14 protein-coding genes are annotated in these 15,638 nt (G+C 52.0%); all 14 read left to right on the top strand.

Annotated features, from left to right (window positions below):
• The 14 genes from ACTHO6_RS09230 to ACTHO6_RS09165 all read left to right on the top strand — a co-directional run bounded on the left by ACTHO6_RS09230 (window position 1) and on the right by ACTHO6_RS09165 (window position 15,533).
• Entirely contained in the window at window positions 1-270 is a 270-nt protein-coding gene (locus ACTHO6_RS09230; RefSeq protein ID WP_440241244.1) for a DUF3243 domain-containing protein, read from the top strand.
• 108 nt (window positions 271-378) lie between these two features.
• Window positions 379-1,158: a DUF3388 domain-containing protein gene (locus ACTHO6_RS09225; RefSeq protein ID WP_440241243.1), complete on the top strand. Its 780-nt coding sequence runs from the start codon at window positions 379-381 to the stop codon at window positions 1,156-1,158.
• A 17-nt stretch (window positions 1,159-1,175) separates the two neighbouring features.
• Window positions 1,176-2,081, top strand: a complete 906-nt coding sequence (locus tag ACTHO6_RS09220) for a helix-turn-helix domain-containing protein (protein WP_440241242.1) — start codon at window positions 1,176-1,178, stop codon at window positions 2,079-2,081.
• 112 nt (window positions 2,082-2,193) lie between these two features.
• Window positions 2,194-3,540, top strand: a complete 1,347-nt coding sequence (rimO, locus tag ACTHO6_RS09215; RefSeq protein ID WP_440241241.1) for a 30S ribosomal protein S12 methylthiotransferase RimO — start codon at window positions 2,194-2,196, stop codon at window positions 3,538-3,540.
• A complete protein-coding gene (gene pgsA / locus ACTHO6_RS09210) occupies window positions 3,541-4,116 on the top strand; it encodes a CDP-diacylglycerol--glycerol-3-phosphate 3-phosphatidyltransferase (RefSeq protein WP_005834099.1) in 576 nt (191 codons plus the stop codon). It abuts the gene before it with no gap.
• Between the two features lie 108 nt (window positions 4,117-4,224).
• Window positions 4,225-5,469, top strand: coding sequence for a competence/damage-inducible protein A (locus ACTHO6_RS09205; RefSeq protein ID WP_440241410.1), 1,245 nt, complete (start codon window positions 4,225-4,227; stop codon window positions 5,467-5,469).
• Between the two features lie 7 nt (window positions 5,470-5,476).
• Window positions 5,477-7,066 (top strand): DEAD/DEAH box helicase, encoded by a 1,590-nt coding sequence (locus ACTHO6_RS09200; protein ID WP_440241240.1) that lies wholly within the window; start codon window positions 5,477-5,479, stop codon window positions 7,064-7,066.
• Window positions 7,067-7,241: 175 nt separating this feature from the next.
• Window positions 7,242-8,300 (top strand): recombinase RecA, encoded by a 1,059-nt coding sequence (gene recA, locus ACTHO6_RS09195; protein ID WP_440241239.1) that lies wholly within the window; start codon window positions 7,242-7,244, stop codon window positions 8,298-8,300.
• A gap of 124 nt (window positions 8,301-8,424) precedes the next feature.
• Window positions 8,425-9,072, top strand: coding sequence for a RecX family transcriptional regulator (locus ACTHO6_RS09190; RefSeq protein WP_440241238.1), 648 nt, complete (start codon window positions 8,425-8,427; stop codon window positions 9,070-9,072).
• Between the two features lie 280 nt (window positions 9,073-9,352).
• Window positions 9,353-10,894 carry a ribonuclease Y gene (rny, locus tag ACTHO6_RS09185; RefSeq protein ID WP_440241237.1) on the top strand — a complete coding sequence of 514 codons (1,542 nt, stop codon included), beginning with the start codon at window positions 9,353-9,355 and terminating at the stop codon, window positions 10,892-10,894.
• Window positions 10,895-11,014: 120 nt separating this feature from the next.
• Entirely contained in the window at window positions 11,015-11,809 is a 795-nt protein-coding gene (locus ACTHO6_RS09180) for a TIGR00282 family metallophosphoesterase (protein WP_440241236.1), read from the top strand.
• Between the two features lie 118 nt (window positions 11,810-11,927).
• Window positions 11,928-12,188, top strand: coding sequence for a stage V sporulation protein SpoVS (spoVS, locus tag ACTHO6_RS09175; protein ID WP_003385776.1), 261 nt, complete (start codon window positions 11,928-11,930; stop codon window positions 12,186-12,188).
• A gap of 728 nt (window positions 12,189-12,916) precedes the next feature.
• Window positions 12,917-14,695, top strand: a complete 1,779-nt coding sequence (locus ACTHO6_RS09170; protein WP_440241235.1) for a 2-oxoacid:acceptor oxidoreductase subunit alpha — start codon at window positions 12,917-12,919, stop codon at window positions 14,693-14,695.
• Window positions 14,667-15,533, top strand: a complete 867-nt coding sequence (locus ACTHO6_RS09165) for a 2-oxoacid:ferredoxin oxidoreductase subunit beta (RefSeq protein WP_005835614.1) — start codon at window positions 14,667-14,669, stop codon at window positions 15,531-15,533. The genes ACTHO6_RS09170 and ACTHO6_RS09165 overlap by 29 nt, the downstream gene beginning before the upstream one ends.
• Window positions 15,534-15,638: the final 105 nt, after the last annotated feature.

The raw sequence follows: 15,638 nt of genomic DNA, 5'->3' as shown, positions 1-15,638 counted from the left end.
ATGTCGATTTTGGACAACTTTCGCGACTGGAAAGAGTTTCTCGGAGAGCGAGTAGAACAGGCGAAACAGGCTGGTATGGAAAGCCAGACACTGGAAAACGTAGCGTACCAGATTGGTGGCTATCTGGCAGAGCAGGTCGACCCGAAAAATGACCAGGAGCGCCTGTTGAAGCAGCTTTGGGACGCGGGCGATCAGCAGCAGCAACAAGCACTGGCTTCCCTCATGGTGAAGCTCGTTCAAAATTCCGATAATGTCAATCGTGGCAACTAAACGTTGAAATCCCCTATTCATGGGGATTTTTCTTTTCGCGTTTGTCGAATGATACGAACGTGATATACTACAGAAGAAGATCATTTTGGGTGGCGGAGAGGATTGGATATGGACGCGAAAAAAGAATGGTACATGGAGTACGAAATTGCCCGCAACCGTCCGGGTTTGTTGGGGGACGTGTCTTCTATTCTGGGGATGTTGAACATCAATATCGTGACGATCAACGGCGTGGATACGATGCGGCGCGGCATGCTGCTTTTGACGGACGACGATGAAAAGATGGAGGTTTTGCGCAACGTTGTGCAAAAAATGGACAACATAACCATAACGAGGCTGCGTCCTCCGACCATGCTCGACCGTCTTGCCGTTCGGCATGGCCGGTACATCGAGCGCGACAGCGAGGACAAAAAAACGTTCCGCTTCGTCCGTGACGAGCTGGGCCTTCTGGTAGACTTCATGGCCGAGATTTTGAAAAAAGAGGGCCATCAGTTAATCGGCATCCGGGGAATGCCGCGGGTAGGGAAGACGGAATCGATGATTGCCGCCAGTGTTTCGGCGAACAAGCGCTGGACGTTCATTTCCTCGACCTTGTTGCGGCAAACGGTTCGTAGCTCCTTAGCCATTGATGAAATGTCTCCTGATCATGTATATTTGATAGATGGGATTGTTTCAACGCTGCGATCGACAGAGAAGCATTACACCCTGCTTCGGGAGATTATGAACTTTCCTGCCGCGAAAATCATTGAGCATCCGGATATTTTTGTGCGGGAGTCGGAGTACGAAATGTCTGATTTCCACTACATTATTGAACTTCGCCACCATCCAGATGAGGAGATTACATACGAGCTGATCAACAATCGCGGCTTTGATAATTTTGACATGACATGAATGAAGGAGGGGCAGCTGTGTCTGAGCTAGGTCAAGTCCTGCAAAGGGCCCGCGAAGAAAAAGGAATCACGCTCGACGACATCCAACGAATCACCAAGATACAGCGGCGATATTTGGAAGCCATTGAAAGAGGTCATTTTCATGTACTTCCTGGCCACTTTTACGCGCGTGCGTTCATAAAAAGTTACGCGGAAGCCGTCGGTCTCGACCCGAATCACATCCTGACGCATTTTCAGGCCGATTTGCCAGCCCAGCCACCTACGGAGCAAGCGGAAAGACTGCGTCGCAGGAGAGTGGCATCCGCGAATAATCCGCTGCAGGCGGGACGATGGGTCACCAAAACCTTACTGGTGCTCTTCATTGCCTTGATTATCGGCGTTATTTACATCGCAGCGGTAAATCACGACGGTAATACCTTCACGCAGCCTGTACCGAGCGGAACCGTCACTCCTGGAGCGGAAATCGTCACTCCGGACAACGGTGGAGGGGTTTCCACCTCGCCGATCGCGCAGCAGCCGAAACCGCCATCTACTGTCACGCCTCCCCCTGAGCCGGGAACGACGACACCCGAGCCTGGTGAGGGCACTTCTCAGGCGACAATCACGTTCGAATCGCAGCAAGGTTCCATGTACAATTACTCTCTGCAGGGTGGAGAAAAAATGACGGTTCATCTGAAAGTGAAGGAAGACAGAAGCTGGTTCGGGGTATCGGAAGGAAAAGGCAAGAAGTACGTCGAGGAAGGCGAACTGCGCAAGGGCGCAAAAGAAGAAATCACGATTGAATTGGGGAAATCGGCGTATGTGCGTCTCGGAAAGCCGACCGTTGTCGAATTGACGGTCAACGGAGCGGTGGTCGATACGTCCAAGATGAAGTTTATGCCGTCGAACATCACCATCAAAATGAAAGAAGCAGCAGCGCAGTAGGCAAGCATCATGCTTGCCTTTCGTACTTTCGTCTCTTTTGACACTTCCTTTAGGCTTATATTATACTGGATAGGTGTAATATGGGCTGGTGTGACCAATTGGAGGAAAAAGGATGGCAGAGAAGGTAGGTACGCGAGAAAAAGTAGCGATTGTTACGCTGGGCTGTGAAAAGAATCTCGTCGATTCGGACATGATGGCTCATCTGATAGATGAAAAAGGCTATGAACTGGTTGACAATCCGGAAGAAGCAACCGTGGTCATCGTCAATACCTGTGGTTTCATCGATGCGGCCAAAGAGGAATCTGTCAACAAGATTCTGGAAATGGGCGAATTGAAGGAAACCGGCAAGCTGAAATCGCTTGTGGTGGCAGGCTGTCTCACGCAACGCTACAAAGAGGATATCTTGAACGAGATTCCCGAAGTGGACGGCATTGTCGGAACAGGCGATTTTATGTCGATTACGGAGATTATCGAGGAATCGCTGGAGGGCAAACGTCCGATTTTTGTGGGCAACCCGATCTTTACGTACGAAGATGTCGTAAAGCGGAAGGTGAAGAAAGGCACGTACTCTGCATACATTAAAATTGCCGAGGGCTGTGACAATGCCTGTACCTTCTGTAGTATTCCCCTGATGCGCGGTGGCTTCCGCAGCCGGACGATGGAATCCATTGTCGAAGAGGCGCGCCATCTGGCTGCACAGGGGATTGTGGAAGTGAGTCTGATCGCTCAGGATTCCACGAACTACGGTACAGACATTTACGATGGAAAGCTGATGTTGCCAGAGCTGTTGAACCGTCTGGCGGAAGTGGATGGAATCGAGTGGATTCGTCTCCACTACGCCTATCCGGGCTTTTTTACAGACGAGTTGATCCACACGTTTGCGACCAATCCAAAAGTGTGCAAATACGTCGACATGCCGCTGCAACACTCGGAAGACCATATCCTCAAAAAAATGCGCCGTCCGGGCCGACAAACGGATATTCGCGAGCTTGTGGCGAAAATCCGGGCGCAGGTGCCGGATGTAGCGCTCCGTACTTCGCTGATCGTAGGCTTCCCCGGAGAGACCGAAGAAGACTTCGAGCGTCTTTGCGAGTTTGTGAAGGACATTCGCTTCGACCGACTGGGCGTGTTTACGTATTCCAATGAGGAAGACACTCCTGCTTCCCGTTTGCCGCATCATGTTGACGAAGCAGTCAAGGAAAAGCGCGCGAACATGCTGATGGAAATTCAGCGCGAGGTTGCGGGGGATCGCAACGGCCGCTTCGTCGGCCAGGTGCTGGACGTTCTCATTGAACGCTACGAGGGACGCAACGATATTTATGTAGGCCGGACGCAATACGACGCCCCGGAAATTGACGGGGAGGTATTCGTATCGGGGTTCAAAGGCAAATTAGGCTCTATCGTAAAAGTCAAGATCACACACTCCTATGAATACGATTTGGCCGGGGAGGTAGTCTAGGTGAATCTCGCCAACCGCATCACCCTCGCCAGGATTTTCCTGGTGCCGGTAGTCATGTTTTTTCTGCTGGTGCGTTACAACATCGGGACATTTTCCATTGGCAGCCTGACGATGACGTATAACGAGCTGATTGCGGCTTTGGTGTTTATCCTAGCAGCCAGTACGGACGGACTCGACGGTTACATCGCTCGCAAACGCAAGATCGTGACGAATCTGGGGAAATTTCTGGACCCGCTTGCAGACAAGTTGCTGATCTCGGCAGCGCTGATTTCCCTCGTGGAGATGCAGCGTCTCGAAGCGTGGATCGCGATTGTCATCATCAGCAGGGAATTTGCCGTAACAGGTTTGCGCCTGGTTGCTGCGGCAGAAGGACAGGTAATTGCTGCCAGCGCATTGGGTAAACTGAAGACATGGGTTCAGATTGTGGCGATTACCGCTGTCATGATCCGCAACTTTCCCTTTGAATTTTTCGGGATTCCGTTTGACGAGGTGGCCACGTGGGCCATGGTTGTCATCACGCTTTATTCCGGGTACGACTACTTTGCGAAGAATCGAAACGTCATCCAATACTCGTAATGGCGGGTATTGGTCTCTTTTTTCACAAGCCTCTTCTCGGGAGCGACTATCGGTGATAAACTGTTTGGTTAGAGGCTTTTCTACTCTCAAAGAGAATGGATGAGGAAAATGAGAGCGGAGATTATCGCAGTAGGTACCGAGCTTTTGCTGGGCCAAATTGCCAACACAAATGCCCAGTTTCTCTCGCAGAAGCTGGCGGAAATTGGCGTGGGAGTCTATTTCCATACGGTTGTGGGAGATAACCCAGAGCGATTGCGGCAGGTCATTGCGCTCGCATCCGGCCGATCCGATCTCGTCATTTTGACAGGGGGGCTTGGACCGACGCAGGATGATTTGACCAAAGAAACGGTGGCAGCGTACGTGGGCGTCGGGCTGGAAACGAACCAGGAAGCGATGGAGAGAATCGAACAATTCTTTTTGCAACGTGGGATTGTCATGACGGAGAACAATCGGAAGCAGGCGCTGGTGCTCTCCGGCAGCCATGTCTTCTCCAACGACTTCGGGATGGCGCCCGGAATGGCGATCCGTCATGACAGTTGTACGTTCGTGTTGCTTCCCGGACCGCCGAGCGAGCTGTACCCGATGGTGGAGCGCTATGTGATGCCGTACTTGACGGGCCTGTTGCCGGAGAAGCAAGTCTTTCATTCCCATGTGCTGCGCTTCTACGGCATCGGGGAATCGGCTCTGGAGGAGCGGCTGCTGGATTTGATCGAACAGCAGGACAACCCGACGATCGCACCGTACGCCAAGGAGTTTGAAGTGACGCTCAGGCTCACGGCGAGAGCGGCTACGGCAGAAGCAGCAGAAGCGTTGATTTTGCCGGTGGAAGAAGAGATTCGCAAGCGTGTTGGCGAGTATGTGTACGGGATGGGAGAGGATTCGTCCCTGCACGCTGTATTGGTGAGCGAGCTGAAAAAGCGAAACGAGACGATCGCATGTGCGGAGAGCTGTACAGGCGGCACGGTCGCTTCGTTGATTACGTCTGTTCCCGGCAGCTCGTCTGTTTTTCAAGGAGGCGTAGTCTGCTACACAAACGATGTGAAAAACCAGTTGCTTGACGTGCCGGAAGAGGTTTTGCATACGGACGGCGCGGTCAGCCGGCAAACCGCGCAGCTGCTTGCAGAGAATGTGCGGGCGAAGCTGGGAGCCACATACGGTGTGTCCGTGACGGGTGTGGCTGGCCCCGATCCTTCGGAGGGCAAGCCTGTTGGCCTTGTCTACGTGGGAATTGCGGGAGAAGGGATGCCCACCGTGGTAAAAGAATTGCGCCTGGCTGGCAGACGGCAGGCGATTGTGGGGCGTGCCGCCAAATTTGCGCTATTTTACGCGCTGCAAATGCAAAAAGAAAGGTGACGTTTTCATGATGATGTTTTCTGATTTTCCTTTACATAAATCCATTTTGCAAGCGATTCACGACATGGGCTTCGAAGAGCCATCGCCGATTCAGGCTGCTTGCATCCCGAAAGTGCTGGAAGGGGGAGACCTGATCGGTCAGGCACAAACCGGAACCGGGAAAACTGCGGCCTTCGGGATTCCGCTCGTGGAGAAAATTACTCCGGCCAACCGGGTACAAGCCATCGTGCTGACTCCGACGCGCGAGCTTGCCATCCAGGTTGCGGGAGAGCTGCTGCGCATTTCCAAATACAACAAGGTACGCACGCTGCCGATCTACGGCGGTCAATCAATCGGCCATCAAATTCGCGCTCTGCGCCAAGGCGTACAGATCGTCGTGGGGACGCCTGGCCGCGTCATGGACCACCTGCGCCGCAAAACATTGAAGCTGGATCATGTACATACGCTCGTTCTGGATGAAGCGGACGAAATGCTGGACATGGGCTTCATCGAAGATATCGAAACGATCATCACCCATATGCCGGAAGAGCGTCAGACTCTGCTCTTCTCCGCCACCATGCCGCCTGAAATCAAGCGCCTGGCTACCCGCTACATGAAGCAGCCGCAAACGATCGCGGTCAGCCGCGAGGAAGTGACAGCGCCATTGATCGAACAGGTGTATTACAAAGTGTTTGACCGAAACAAAGTAGAGAGCCTGTGCCGCATTATCGACAGCGAGGATGTGGAGCTTGGCATCATCTTTTGCCGCACCAAGCGCGGGGTGGATGAGCTGACCGAAGTGCTGCAATCCCGCGGGTATTTGGCGGACGGCTTGCACGGAGACCTTTCCCAAGCGCAGCGCGACAAAGTCATGAACGCTTTCCGCGAAGGTTCCATCGAGTTTTTGATCGCCACCGACGTAGCGGCGCGCGGGATCGACGTAGGCAACGTGTCCCACGTCATCAACTACGACATTCCGCAAGACTCGGAGAGCTACGTGCACCGGATCGGACGTACAGGCCGGGCCGGACGCAAGGGAATCGCCATGACGCTGGTGACTCCGCGTGAAGTCAGACAGATGATGTTTATCCAGAAGCAGACCAAAGCACAAGTGCTGTCCCGCAACGTTCCGTCGCTGGAGGAAGTGGCTGAGCGCAAGCAGGAGCAGCTTCGCGAGCAACTGACCAGCCTGTTGGAAAGCGATGCGATCGCGGATATGTACCAAAAGGTAGCGGAAGCGCTCGTGGGTCAGTATCCGGCTGAGAAGGTGGCCGCTGCGGCGCTGCACCTGGCATTCCATACCGAAGCGGGCCATGTGCAGGAGACAGAAGCGTACAACTTCGGAGAAACGGGTGCTGCAAAAGGCATGGTGCGTTTCTTCCTGAACGTAGGCCGCAATGCGAACATCAAGCCGCAGGACCTCGTTCGCGAGATTTCCGAGTCTGTAGGCATCCCGGGCAAAGCGGTGGGCCGCATCGACATTTTCGAAAACTTCACGTTTGTGGAAGTGCCGGAGGAAGTGGCGGCGTTCGTTTATGAATCGCTCCGTCAAACCCGGATCAACGGCAAGCGCATCAACCTGGAGCCGGCAAAACCGCGCGGTGCGAAGCGCTCCTAAGCCGCTTCTCATTTTCAGGTGAAAAACAGACAGCCATTTCGCTGGAAGTCTCCAGGAAATGGCTGTTTTTCAATGCGAATATTTGTTCGTAAAAAATGCTTGGCAAACGGTTCTATCTCGATGTATGATGAAGACAAGCAAAAAGAGATGCGAAAAGTGAAAGGGTGTGTACCATTTGTCAGATCGTCGCGCAGCTTTGGAAAGTGCATTGCGTCAAATAGAAAAGCAATTTGGAAAAGGCTCCATCATGAAGTTGGGGGAAGTGTCCAACGTTCAGATTTCTACCGTTTCCAGTGGTGCGTTAGCGTTGGATATCGCATTGGGGGTAGGTGGATTCCCGCGCGGTCGGATCGTCGAGATCTATGGTCCGGAGTCATCCGGTAAAACAACCGTAGCTCTGCATGCCATCGCAGAAGTGCAAAGACAAGGCGGACAAGCAGCCTTCATCGATGCCGAGCACGCGCTGGACCCTGTCTATGCATCCAAGCTGGGCGTGAATATTGATGAACTGCTGCTCTCCCAGCCGGATACAGGGGAGCAAGCATTGGAAATTGCCGAGGCGCTGGTGCGCTCCGGTGCAGTCGATATCATTGTCGTGGACTCGGTAGCGGCGCTCGTTCCCAAAGCCGAGATTGAGGGCGAAATGGGAGATTCCCACGTAGGCTTGCAAGCCCGCCTCATGTCGCAAGCTCTGCGCAAGCTGTCCGGTGCGATCAACAAGTCCAAGACGATCGCCATCTTCATCAACCAACTGCGCGAAAAAGTAGGCGTGATGTTCGGCAACCCGGAAACGACGCCTGGTGGACGCGCTTTGAAATTTTACGCGAGCGTGCGTCTGGATGTCCGCAAAGCCGAAGCGATCAAAGTCGGCAACGACATCATGGGCAGCAAGACCAAGATCAAAGTCGTGAAAAACAAAGTAGCACCACCGTTCAAGGTCGCGGAAGTGGATATCATGTACGGGGAAGGGATCTCCAAAGAGGGCAGCATTCTCGATATCGGTTCCGAAATCGACGTCGTGCAAAAAAGCGGTGCGTGGTACTCCTTCAACGAAGAGCGCCTCGGCCAAGGACGGGAAAACTCGAAAATCTTCCTCAAAGAAAACCCGCATATTGCAGCGCAGATTGAGGCAAAAGTTCGCGAGTACTTCAGCCTCAACCCTGGTTCGGTTCCAGAAGCAGAGCCGGTGCTCGATCCGGAGCAAGAGGAAGAGCCAACATTTGACCTCGATTGATGAGCGAAAAGTCAACAGCCTGTCGATAAGACAGGCTGTTTTCTGTAAAAAACGTTTGCAGCCCATGCCGTTTTGCCAGGTTCTATCACATTGAAAAGGAAGCGTCGGAGAGGAGCGAGAGCCCATGAAGGGCGGCCCAATCACTGCCGTTCACCGCGATCACAAGCAAAAGCAGCGTTACCATATAGATGTGGACGGAGAGTATGCGTTTACGGTACATGAAGACATACTGGTAAAGTACAGCCTGTTGAAAGGTACGCAGGTGGACGAAGCATTTTATCGCGAGGTGCTGGCCGCAGAAGAGAAGCACAAGGCGTATCTGGGTGCGTTGAAGTATTTGGGGATACGCCCGCGTACGCGTCATCAACTGCACGCGTACTTGCTGGAAAAAGGTTTCGACGCCCAGGTTGCGGATGAAGTCTGCCAGCGCTGCGAGGAGCAGGGATACATAGACGATGAAGCGTTTGCCAAGCAATGGGTGGAGGAGAGACTGCGGCTGAAGCCGCGAAGCTCGTACATGCTGCGGATGGAGCTGGCGCAGCGCGGCGTGGACAAGGCGATCGCAGAGGATGCTGTGCAGGGCGTTTCCAGAGAGGCTGAACTGGAAGCGGCGCGTGCTTTGGTAGAGAAGAAAGCGCGCCGCATCGAGGGCGCGCCGACTCCTGACGAGGAGAGAAAACTCTTGGCCATGCTGATGCGCAAAGGCTTCTCGCATTCCATCGTCCAGCAGATTCGGGGAGAATTGCGCCAGAGAAGGGATGGAGAGCATTGACTCTATTTGCATGATCTTGACAATTCTTGTTCACAAATAATAAAATAGGTTTGTATTTACTTGGTGTATCATAACTTTTTGCGCTTTGCTCACTCGTTGCCTATGAAACAACTGAACAACCGTGCGATAGCTGTACGGATTCAGCGGACCGAGTAAAATCGGTCTTGTTTTTTAGGGAAAGTTCGAATGCGAGAGCAAAACGAAAGCGACACTCCATGAAAAACGAATGCTTGGAAAGCGGGGAGATTTTTTACCATAAGGAGGTGAAACGAAAAAGCCTATGGATCCAATTGTAACAGTTGTCATCGTGCTCGTCGCCCTGCTCATCGGCTTGGGTGCTGGCTACTTCATTCGCAAATCGATTGCGGAAGCAAAGATCTCCAGTGCGGAGGAAGCTGCGCGCCAGATCGTCGAGGAAGCGAAACGGGACGCCGAAGCCGTTAAAAAGGAAAAGGTGCTGGAAGCGAAGGATGAGGTGTTCAAGCTTCGTTCCGAAGCAGAAATCGAGTTGCGTGAGAGACGCAACGAGATCCAGCGTCAGGAACGGCGTATTCTTCAAAAAGAGGAGACGCTGGACCGCAAGATGGAACAGTTGGAGCGCAAAGAGGAAGAACTGGCTGAGCGCGACCGTACCATCGCAGAATTGCAAAGCAAGGTAGAGCACTTATATAAAGAACAAGTTTCCGAGCTGGAGCGCATTTCCGGGTTGACGCAGGATGAGGCCAAAACGATCATTCTGACCGATGTGGAAAATACCGTTCGCCACGAAATGGCCGTCATGATTAAAGAAATAGAGACGCAAGCCAAGGAAGAGGCGGACAAGCGTGCTCGCGAAATCATTACCACCTCCATTCAACGCTGTGCAGCCGATCACGTCGCAGAAACCACCGTTTCTGTCGTGACGTTGCCAAACGATGAGATGAAGGGCCGGATTATCGGACGGGAAGGCCGAAACATTCGCGCGCTTGAGACGTTAACCGGTATCGATCTGATTATCGACGACACACCAGAAGCCGTCATCCTGTCTGGCTTTGATCCGGTCCGCCGGGAAATCGCCAAAACAGCGCTTGATAAGCTCGTAGCGGATGGTCGTATCCACCCTGCTCGTATCGAAGAAATGGTGGAAAAAGCACGCCGGGAAGTAGACGAGCGAATCCGGGAATACGGAGAGCAAGCGACATTTGAAACCGGTGTGCACGGCTTGCATCCGGACCTGATCAAGATTTTGGGACGACTGCGTTACCGTACCAGCTATGGTCAGAACGTGTTGAAGCACTCGATGGAAGTGGCTCATCTTGCCGGCTTGATGGCAGCCGAACTGAAAGAAGATGTGAAGCTGGCCAAACGTGCAGGACTTCTGCATGATATCGGAAAAGCGATTGACCATGAAGTCGAAGGCTCCCACGTGGAGATCGGTGTGGAGCTGGCCAAGAAATACAACGAGCATCACGTGGTTGTCAACAGTATTGCTTCTCATCACGGTGATACCGAACCAACTTCCGTCATTGCTATGCTCGTGGGAGCGGCAGATGCGCTGTCTGCAGCACGCCCGGGAGCACGCCGTGAGACCTTGGAAACCTATATCCGACGTTTGGAGAAACTCGAAGAAATCTCTGAGTCGTTCGATGGCGTAGAAAAGTCTTATGCGATTCAAGCAGGACGTGAAATTCGCGTAATGGTTCAACCTGACAAGATTGATGATGCGGAAGCTACCCGTCTGGCACGGGAGATTACGAAGCGAATCGAAAATGAACTGGACTACCCTGGTCACATCAAAGTGACAGTCATTCGTGAAACAAGGGCGGTCGAGTATGCAAAGTAAAGTGGCTGACGGCCACTTTACTTTTTTTCTGCTACAGATGAGGGCTCCGCCAATAAGCGTGGCAGCCACGTTTTCTAATCGCAAAGCAGTTGTGTATACTAGCAATGAGGTGAATCGTACATGAAGCTTTTGTTTATCGGAGACATTATGGGATCGCCCGGCAGGGAAATCGTCAAAACGTACTTGCCGCTGCTGAAAAGAAAATACAACCCGACGTTTCTTGTCGCCAACGGGGAAAATGCGGCGCATGGCCGAGGGATTACCGAGAAGATCACCAAAGAGCTGTTCGAGATCGGTGTTCAGGCGATTACGCTGGGAAACCATGCGTGGGACCAGCGGGAGATTTTCGATTTTATCGACGGGGAGCCGCGGCTGATTCGTCCGGCGAATTTTCCTGCGGGAGCGCCAGGCAAAGGCATTACATACATCAAGCAGCCGGAAGGAGAGCTGGCTGTCATCAACTTGATGGGAAGAACGTTTCTTCCGCCGCTCGACTGCCCATTCCAGATGGCCGACAAACTGGTGGAACAGGCCCGTAAGCGCACGAAGCTGATTTTTGTCGACTTCCATGCCGAAGCCACATCCGAGAAACAGGCAATGGCCTGGTATCTCGACGGACGCGTCACGGCTGTAGTCGGTACACACACGCACGTCCAGACCGCGGATGAACGGATTTTGCCACAAGGGACCGGATTTTTGTGCGATGTGGGAATGTGCGGTCCGCGCAATGGCATTCTCGGGATGGAACGCGAGGCGGTCATCCGCAAATTTTTGACTCAGCTGCCTGTCCGTTTTGAAGTAGCGCCTGATCCTGCGCAGTTGAACGCCGTCCTGATTACGCTCGACAAGGCCACGGGGCATGCGAAAAAATTGGAGCGAATCAGAATTGACGAAGACCATCCGTTTATGGAATAATGGACATAAGATTAGAATTTTTTGAATCTTTCAAGTGGGTTAGGAGGAATTTTTAGGGGTTATGCGAATATCATTCTAATGATGACAGGATTCCTATCAGACGGGAGGTTCAAAAAGGATGGAAGTATTAAAAGTTTCAGCAAAGTCTAACCCCAATTCCGTTGCTGGTGCCCTTGCCGGCGTTCTGCGGGAACGCGGTGCAGCCGAAATCCAAGCCATTGGCGCTGGGGCGCTTAATCAAGCTGTGAAGGCCGTAGCAATCGCACGAGGGTTCGTAGCGCCGAGTGGTGTTGACCTCATTTGTATTCCAGCCTTTACGGACATCGTGATTGATGGAGAAGAGCGTACAGCAATCAAGCTAATCGTAGAACCCAGATAATAAAAGCTGCAAACGAATCGCCTGCCTGTTTGTTCGAAGAATGAACAGGTTTTTTCGTGTGTAAAAAAGGCGGCCACACGCGGGGCGCGAAAAGCTGGGAAGCGGCTGGTGCCGGAGTGGACCAGCTTTCCCAAAGCCGACGCGTGGCTCCTTGTTTTCTTCTTCATAGAAAAGACGATGCGCGACAAGCAGGTTTTCCGGACTGCGAAAGAGGGAATCGGATAGACAGACAGGTGCTTGCCTGTTTTGCTCCCGTTCGCATGCCGGATGATCGGTGCGTTCATACGATACTAGAAAAGACGAGAATGAGCGAGAGGTGTGAGGAGAAGGGGGGCGCGAAGCTATGCCGCCCGATTTGCACCAGAGCGGATTGGGACGAGCGCGTATGAAAGGAGAAGAAAGGGGCTATTCTGTTTGTAGAAGCAGCGAGGCATTCCCGGTTGCGATAAGCGCTGCCCAGAGATGAAAAAGCGGCGAAAGCAATGCAAATTGTGCAAGGAAACTGGTTGCGTGTTTTCGGAAACGTGCTACAATAATACATGAGGATATTAATGTACCAAGTTCAACATTAAAATTCAGGTCAAAAGTAAGTGGAGTAAAAGCACTTGCAATTTGACAGGGACAGGACTACAATTGTTACTGTCTATGCACAGAATTGTCACATCTTATCAATCTTTCTCCGATAAGATGGGCAGCTTGCTCACAGTCACTGAAAGGGTGGAATCTGAATGATTAGTCAACTTTCCTGGAAAGTTGGAGGACAGCAAGGGGAAGGCATCGAGAGTACCGGTGAAATTTTCTCGATGGCGATGAACCGGATGGGTTACCATCTGTACAGCTATCGTCACTTCTCTTCCCGTATCAAGGGTGGACACACGAACAACAAGATTCGCGTGAGTACAACGCCAATGCGTGCGATCTCCGACGATCTGGACATTCTCGTAGCATTTGACCAGGAGACAATCGATTTTAACGCGCATGAGCTTCGCGAAGGTGGCATCATTATTGCTGATGCGAAATTCAATCCAAAGTTGCCGGACGGGTTGAAGCCAGTTCGCTTCTTCACTGTACCACTAACTGAGATCGCTGATGAACTGGGAACTTCCCTGATGAAAAACATGGTGTCGATTGGTGCGTCCAGTGCAATCCTCGGCATTCCAGTGGAAAGTTACCGAGCTATCGTTGAAGATATGTTTCTCCGCAAAGGCGAAAAAGTGGTCGAAAAGAACATGGAAGCCATTCGCCGCGGTTTTGATTATGTAAATGAACTGACAGGCGGCCAACTGCCTGAGTTCCAAATGGAAAAGGCTGACCCGCAAAAACAACTGTTTATGATCGGGAACGATGCGATCGCTTTGGGTGCTGTAGCAGCAGGCTGCCGCTTCATGCCAGCTTATCCGATCACACCTGCTTCCGAAGTGATGGAATACCTGATTAAAAAACTGCCGAAATTCGGCGGAACCGTTATCCAGACAGAAGATGAGATCGCTGCGATTACGATGGCAATCGGCGCTAACTACGCAGGGGCGCGTTCCATGACAGCTTCTGCAGGTCCTGGTCTGTCTCTGATGATGGAAGCAATCGGTCTGGCGGGTATTACGGAAACGCCGGTTGTGATCGTAAACACCCAGCGTGGCGGCCCATCCACCGGTATGCCGACCAAAATCGAGCAATCCGACGTGAATGCGATGATTTATGGTACACACGGCGACATTCCAAAAGTCGTCATCACGCCAAGCACCGTAGAAGAGTGCTTCTATGATACGGTTGAAGCGTTTAACATTGCGGAAGAATATCAGCTTCCAGTTATTCTCATGACCGACCTGACCCTTTCCTTGGGCAAACAAACCGTTACGCCATTTGACTACAGCAAAGTAGAAATCCGTCGCGGGAAGTTGCTCGCTGGACAAGAATTGCCGGAAAAAGAGCAAAACGACCTGTTCAAGCGCTATGAAGTAACCGAAGATGGTATTTCTCCACGCGTGATTCCTGGTCAAAAATACGGTTTGCACCACGTAACAGGGGTTGAGCACGATCAAACCGGCCGTCCTTCCGAGAATGCTGCTAACCGTATCCAACAAATGGATAAACGTATGCGCAAACTGGATGGCATTCTGAAAACGTTCAAAAACCCTGTAGCAGTCGATGCTCCTCATGCTGATGCGGATGTTCTGGTAGTGGGAATCAACTCCACCATCGGTACGATTCAAGAAGCAAAAGGCCGTCTGGAAAAAGAGGGAATCAAGGTCAACCATGCACAAATCCGTTTGCTGCATCCATTCCCGACCGAACAAATCAAAGCACTTGTGGACAAAGCGAAAAAAGTGATTGTTGTTGAGCATAACATCCAGGCACAAGTTACGAACCTCATCAAACAACACGTAGGAAGCGCTGAAAAAATCCAATCTGTGCTGAAATATGACGGTAACCCATTCCTGCCGAAGGAAATCTATGCTGAAGTGAAGGAGCTGGTAAAACATGGCGACTATGAAAGAGTTTCGAAATAACGTAAAGCCTAACTGGTGCCCAGGCTGTGGAGACTTCTCCATCCAGGCGGCGATTCAACGCGCCGCAGCGAACGTAGGTCTGGAGCCTGAGAATCTGGCGGTTATTTCTGGTATCGGGTGTTCCGGGCGTATTTCCGGCTACATCAACTGCTATGGTTTCCACGGTATTCACGGACGTGCCCTGCCAATCGCACAAGGTGTGAAAATGGCAAACCGCGAGCTGACTGTTATCGCGGCTGGCGGTGACGGGGATGGATTCGCGATCGGGATGGGTCATACCGTTCACGCGATCCGTCGCAACATGAACATCACCTACATCGTGATGGACAACCAAATTTACGGTCTGACAAAAGGTCAAACCTCCCCGCGTTCCGCGACTGGTTTCGTGACCAAGTCTACGCCGCAAGGTTCCATCGAGTCCTCCATCACTCCAGTGGAGTTGGCGCTGTCTGTTGGTGCAACCTTCGTTGCCCAATCGTTCTCCAGCGACCTGAAAGGCTTGACGGAGCTGATCGAAAAAGGAATCAAACACGAAGGCTTCTCCCTGATCAACGTATTCAGCCCTTGTGTTACCTACAACAAAGTGAACACCTACGACTGGTTCAAGGAGAACATCGTGCCGGTAGACACCATCGAAGGCTACGATCCGCATGACCGCATCAAAGCGATGTCTACTTCCATGCAGTACAAAGGCCTGATTACCGGTCTGATCTATCAAAATACCGAGCAAAAACCGTACGAAGCGCTCGTAAAAGGCTTCAAAGAAGAAGGCTTGGCGAACCAAGACATCCGTCTGTCCCAAGAAGACTTCGACAAACTGGTTGCAGAATTTGCATAAGGTTTCGATGAAAAAAACCTCTCCGACCTGAAGTGCACCCCTTAAAGTAGACATTGGAAAAACCCTTGTGGTTATCCGATGAAAATTTTAGGGGGTGTATTTTTA

This window comes from Brevibacillus sp. SAFN-007a (assembly GCF_051967035.1).
Taxonomy (GTDB): domain Bacteria; phylum Bacillota; class Bacilli; order Brevibacillales; family Brevibacillaceae; genus Brevibacillus.
This window is presented reverse-complemented; position numbering and strand designations above follow the sequence as displayed.

What these genes read in the sequence shown, in the direction of transcription:
- ACTHO6_RS09230 (WP_440241244.1), top strand. Translation starts at nt 1, where the DNA reads ATGTCGATTTTGGACAACTTTCGCGACTGGAAAGAGTTTCTCGGAGAG.
- ACTHO6_RS09225 (WP_440241243.1), top strand. Translation starts at nt 379, where the DNA reads ATGGACGCGAAAAAAGAATGGTACATGGAGTACGAAATTGCCCGCAAC.
- rimO (WP_440241241.1), top strand. Translation starts at nt 2,194, where the DNA reads ATGGCAGAGAAGGTAGGTACGCGAGAAAAAGTAGCGATTGTTACGCTG.
- ACTHO6_RS09205 (WP_440241410.1), top strand. Translation starts at nt 4,225, where the DNA reads ATGAGAGCGGAGATTATCGCAGTAGGTACCGAGCTTTTGCTGGGCCAA.
- ACTHO6_RS09200 (WP_440241240.1), top strand. Translation starts at nt 5,477, where the DNA reads ATGATGATGTTTTCTGATTTTCCTTTACATAAATCCATTTTGCAAGCG.
- ACTHO6_RS09190 (WP_440241238.1), top strand. Translation starts at nt 8,425, where the DNA reads ATGAAGGGCGGCCCAATCACTGCCGTTCACCGCGATCACAAGCAAAAG.
- rny (WP_440241237.1), top strand. Translation starts at nt 9,353, where the DNA reads ATGGATCCAATTGTAACAGTTGTCATCGTGCTCGTCGCCCTGCTCATC.
- ACTHO6_RS09180 (WP_440241236.1), top strand. Translation starts at nt 11,015, where the DNA reads ATGAAGCTTTTGTTTATCGGAGACATTATGGGATCGCCCGGCAGGGAA.
- spoVS (WP_003385776.1), top strand. Translation starts at nt 11,928, where the DNA reads ATGGAAGTATTAAAAGTTTCAGCAAAGTCTAACCCCAATTCCGTTGCT.
- ACTHO6_RS09170 (WP_440241235.1), top strand. Translation starts at nt 12,917, where the DNA reads ATGATTAGTCAACTTTCCTGGAAAGTTGGAGGACAGCAAGGGGAAGGC.
- ACTHO6_RS09165 (WP_005835614.1), top strand. Translation starts at nt 14,667, where the DNA reads ATGGCGACTATGAAAGAGTTTCGAAATAACGTAAAGCCTAACTGGTGC.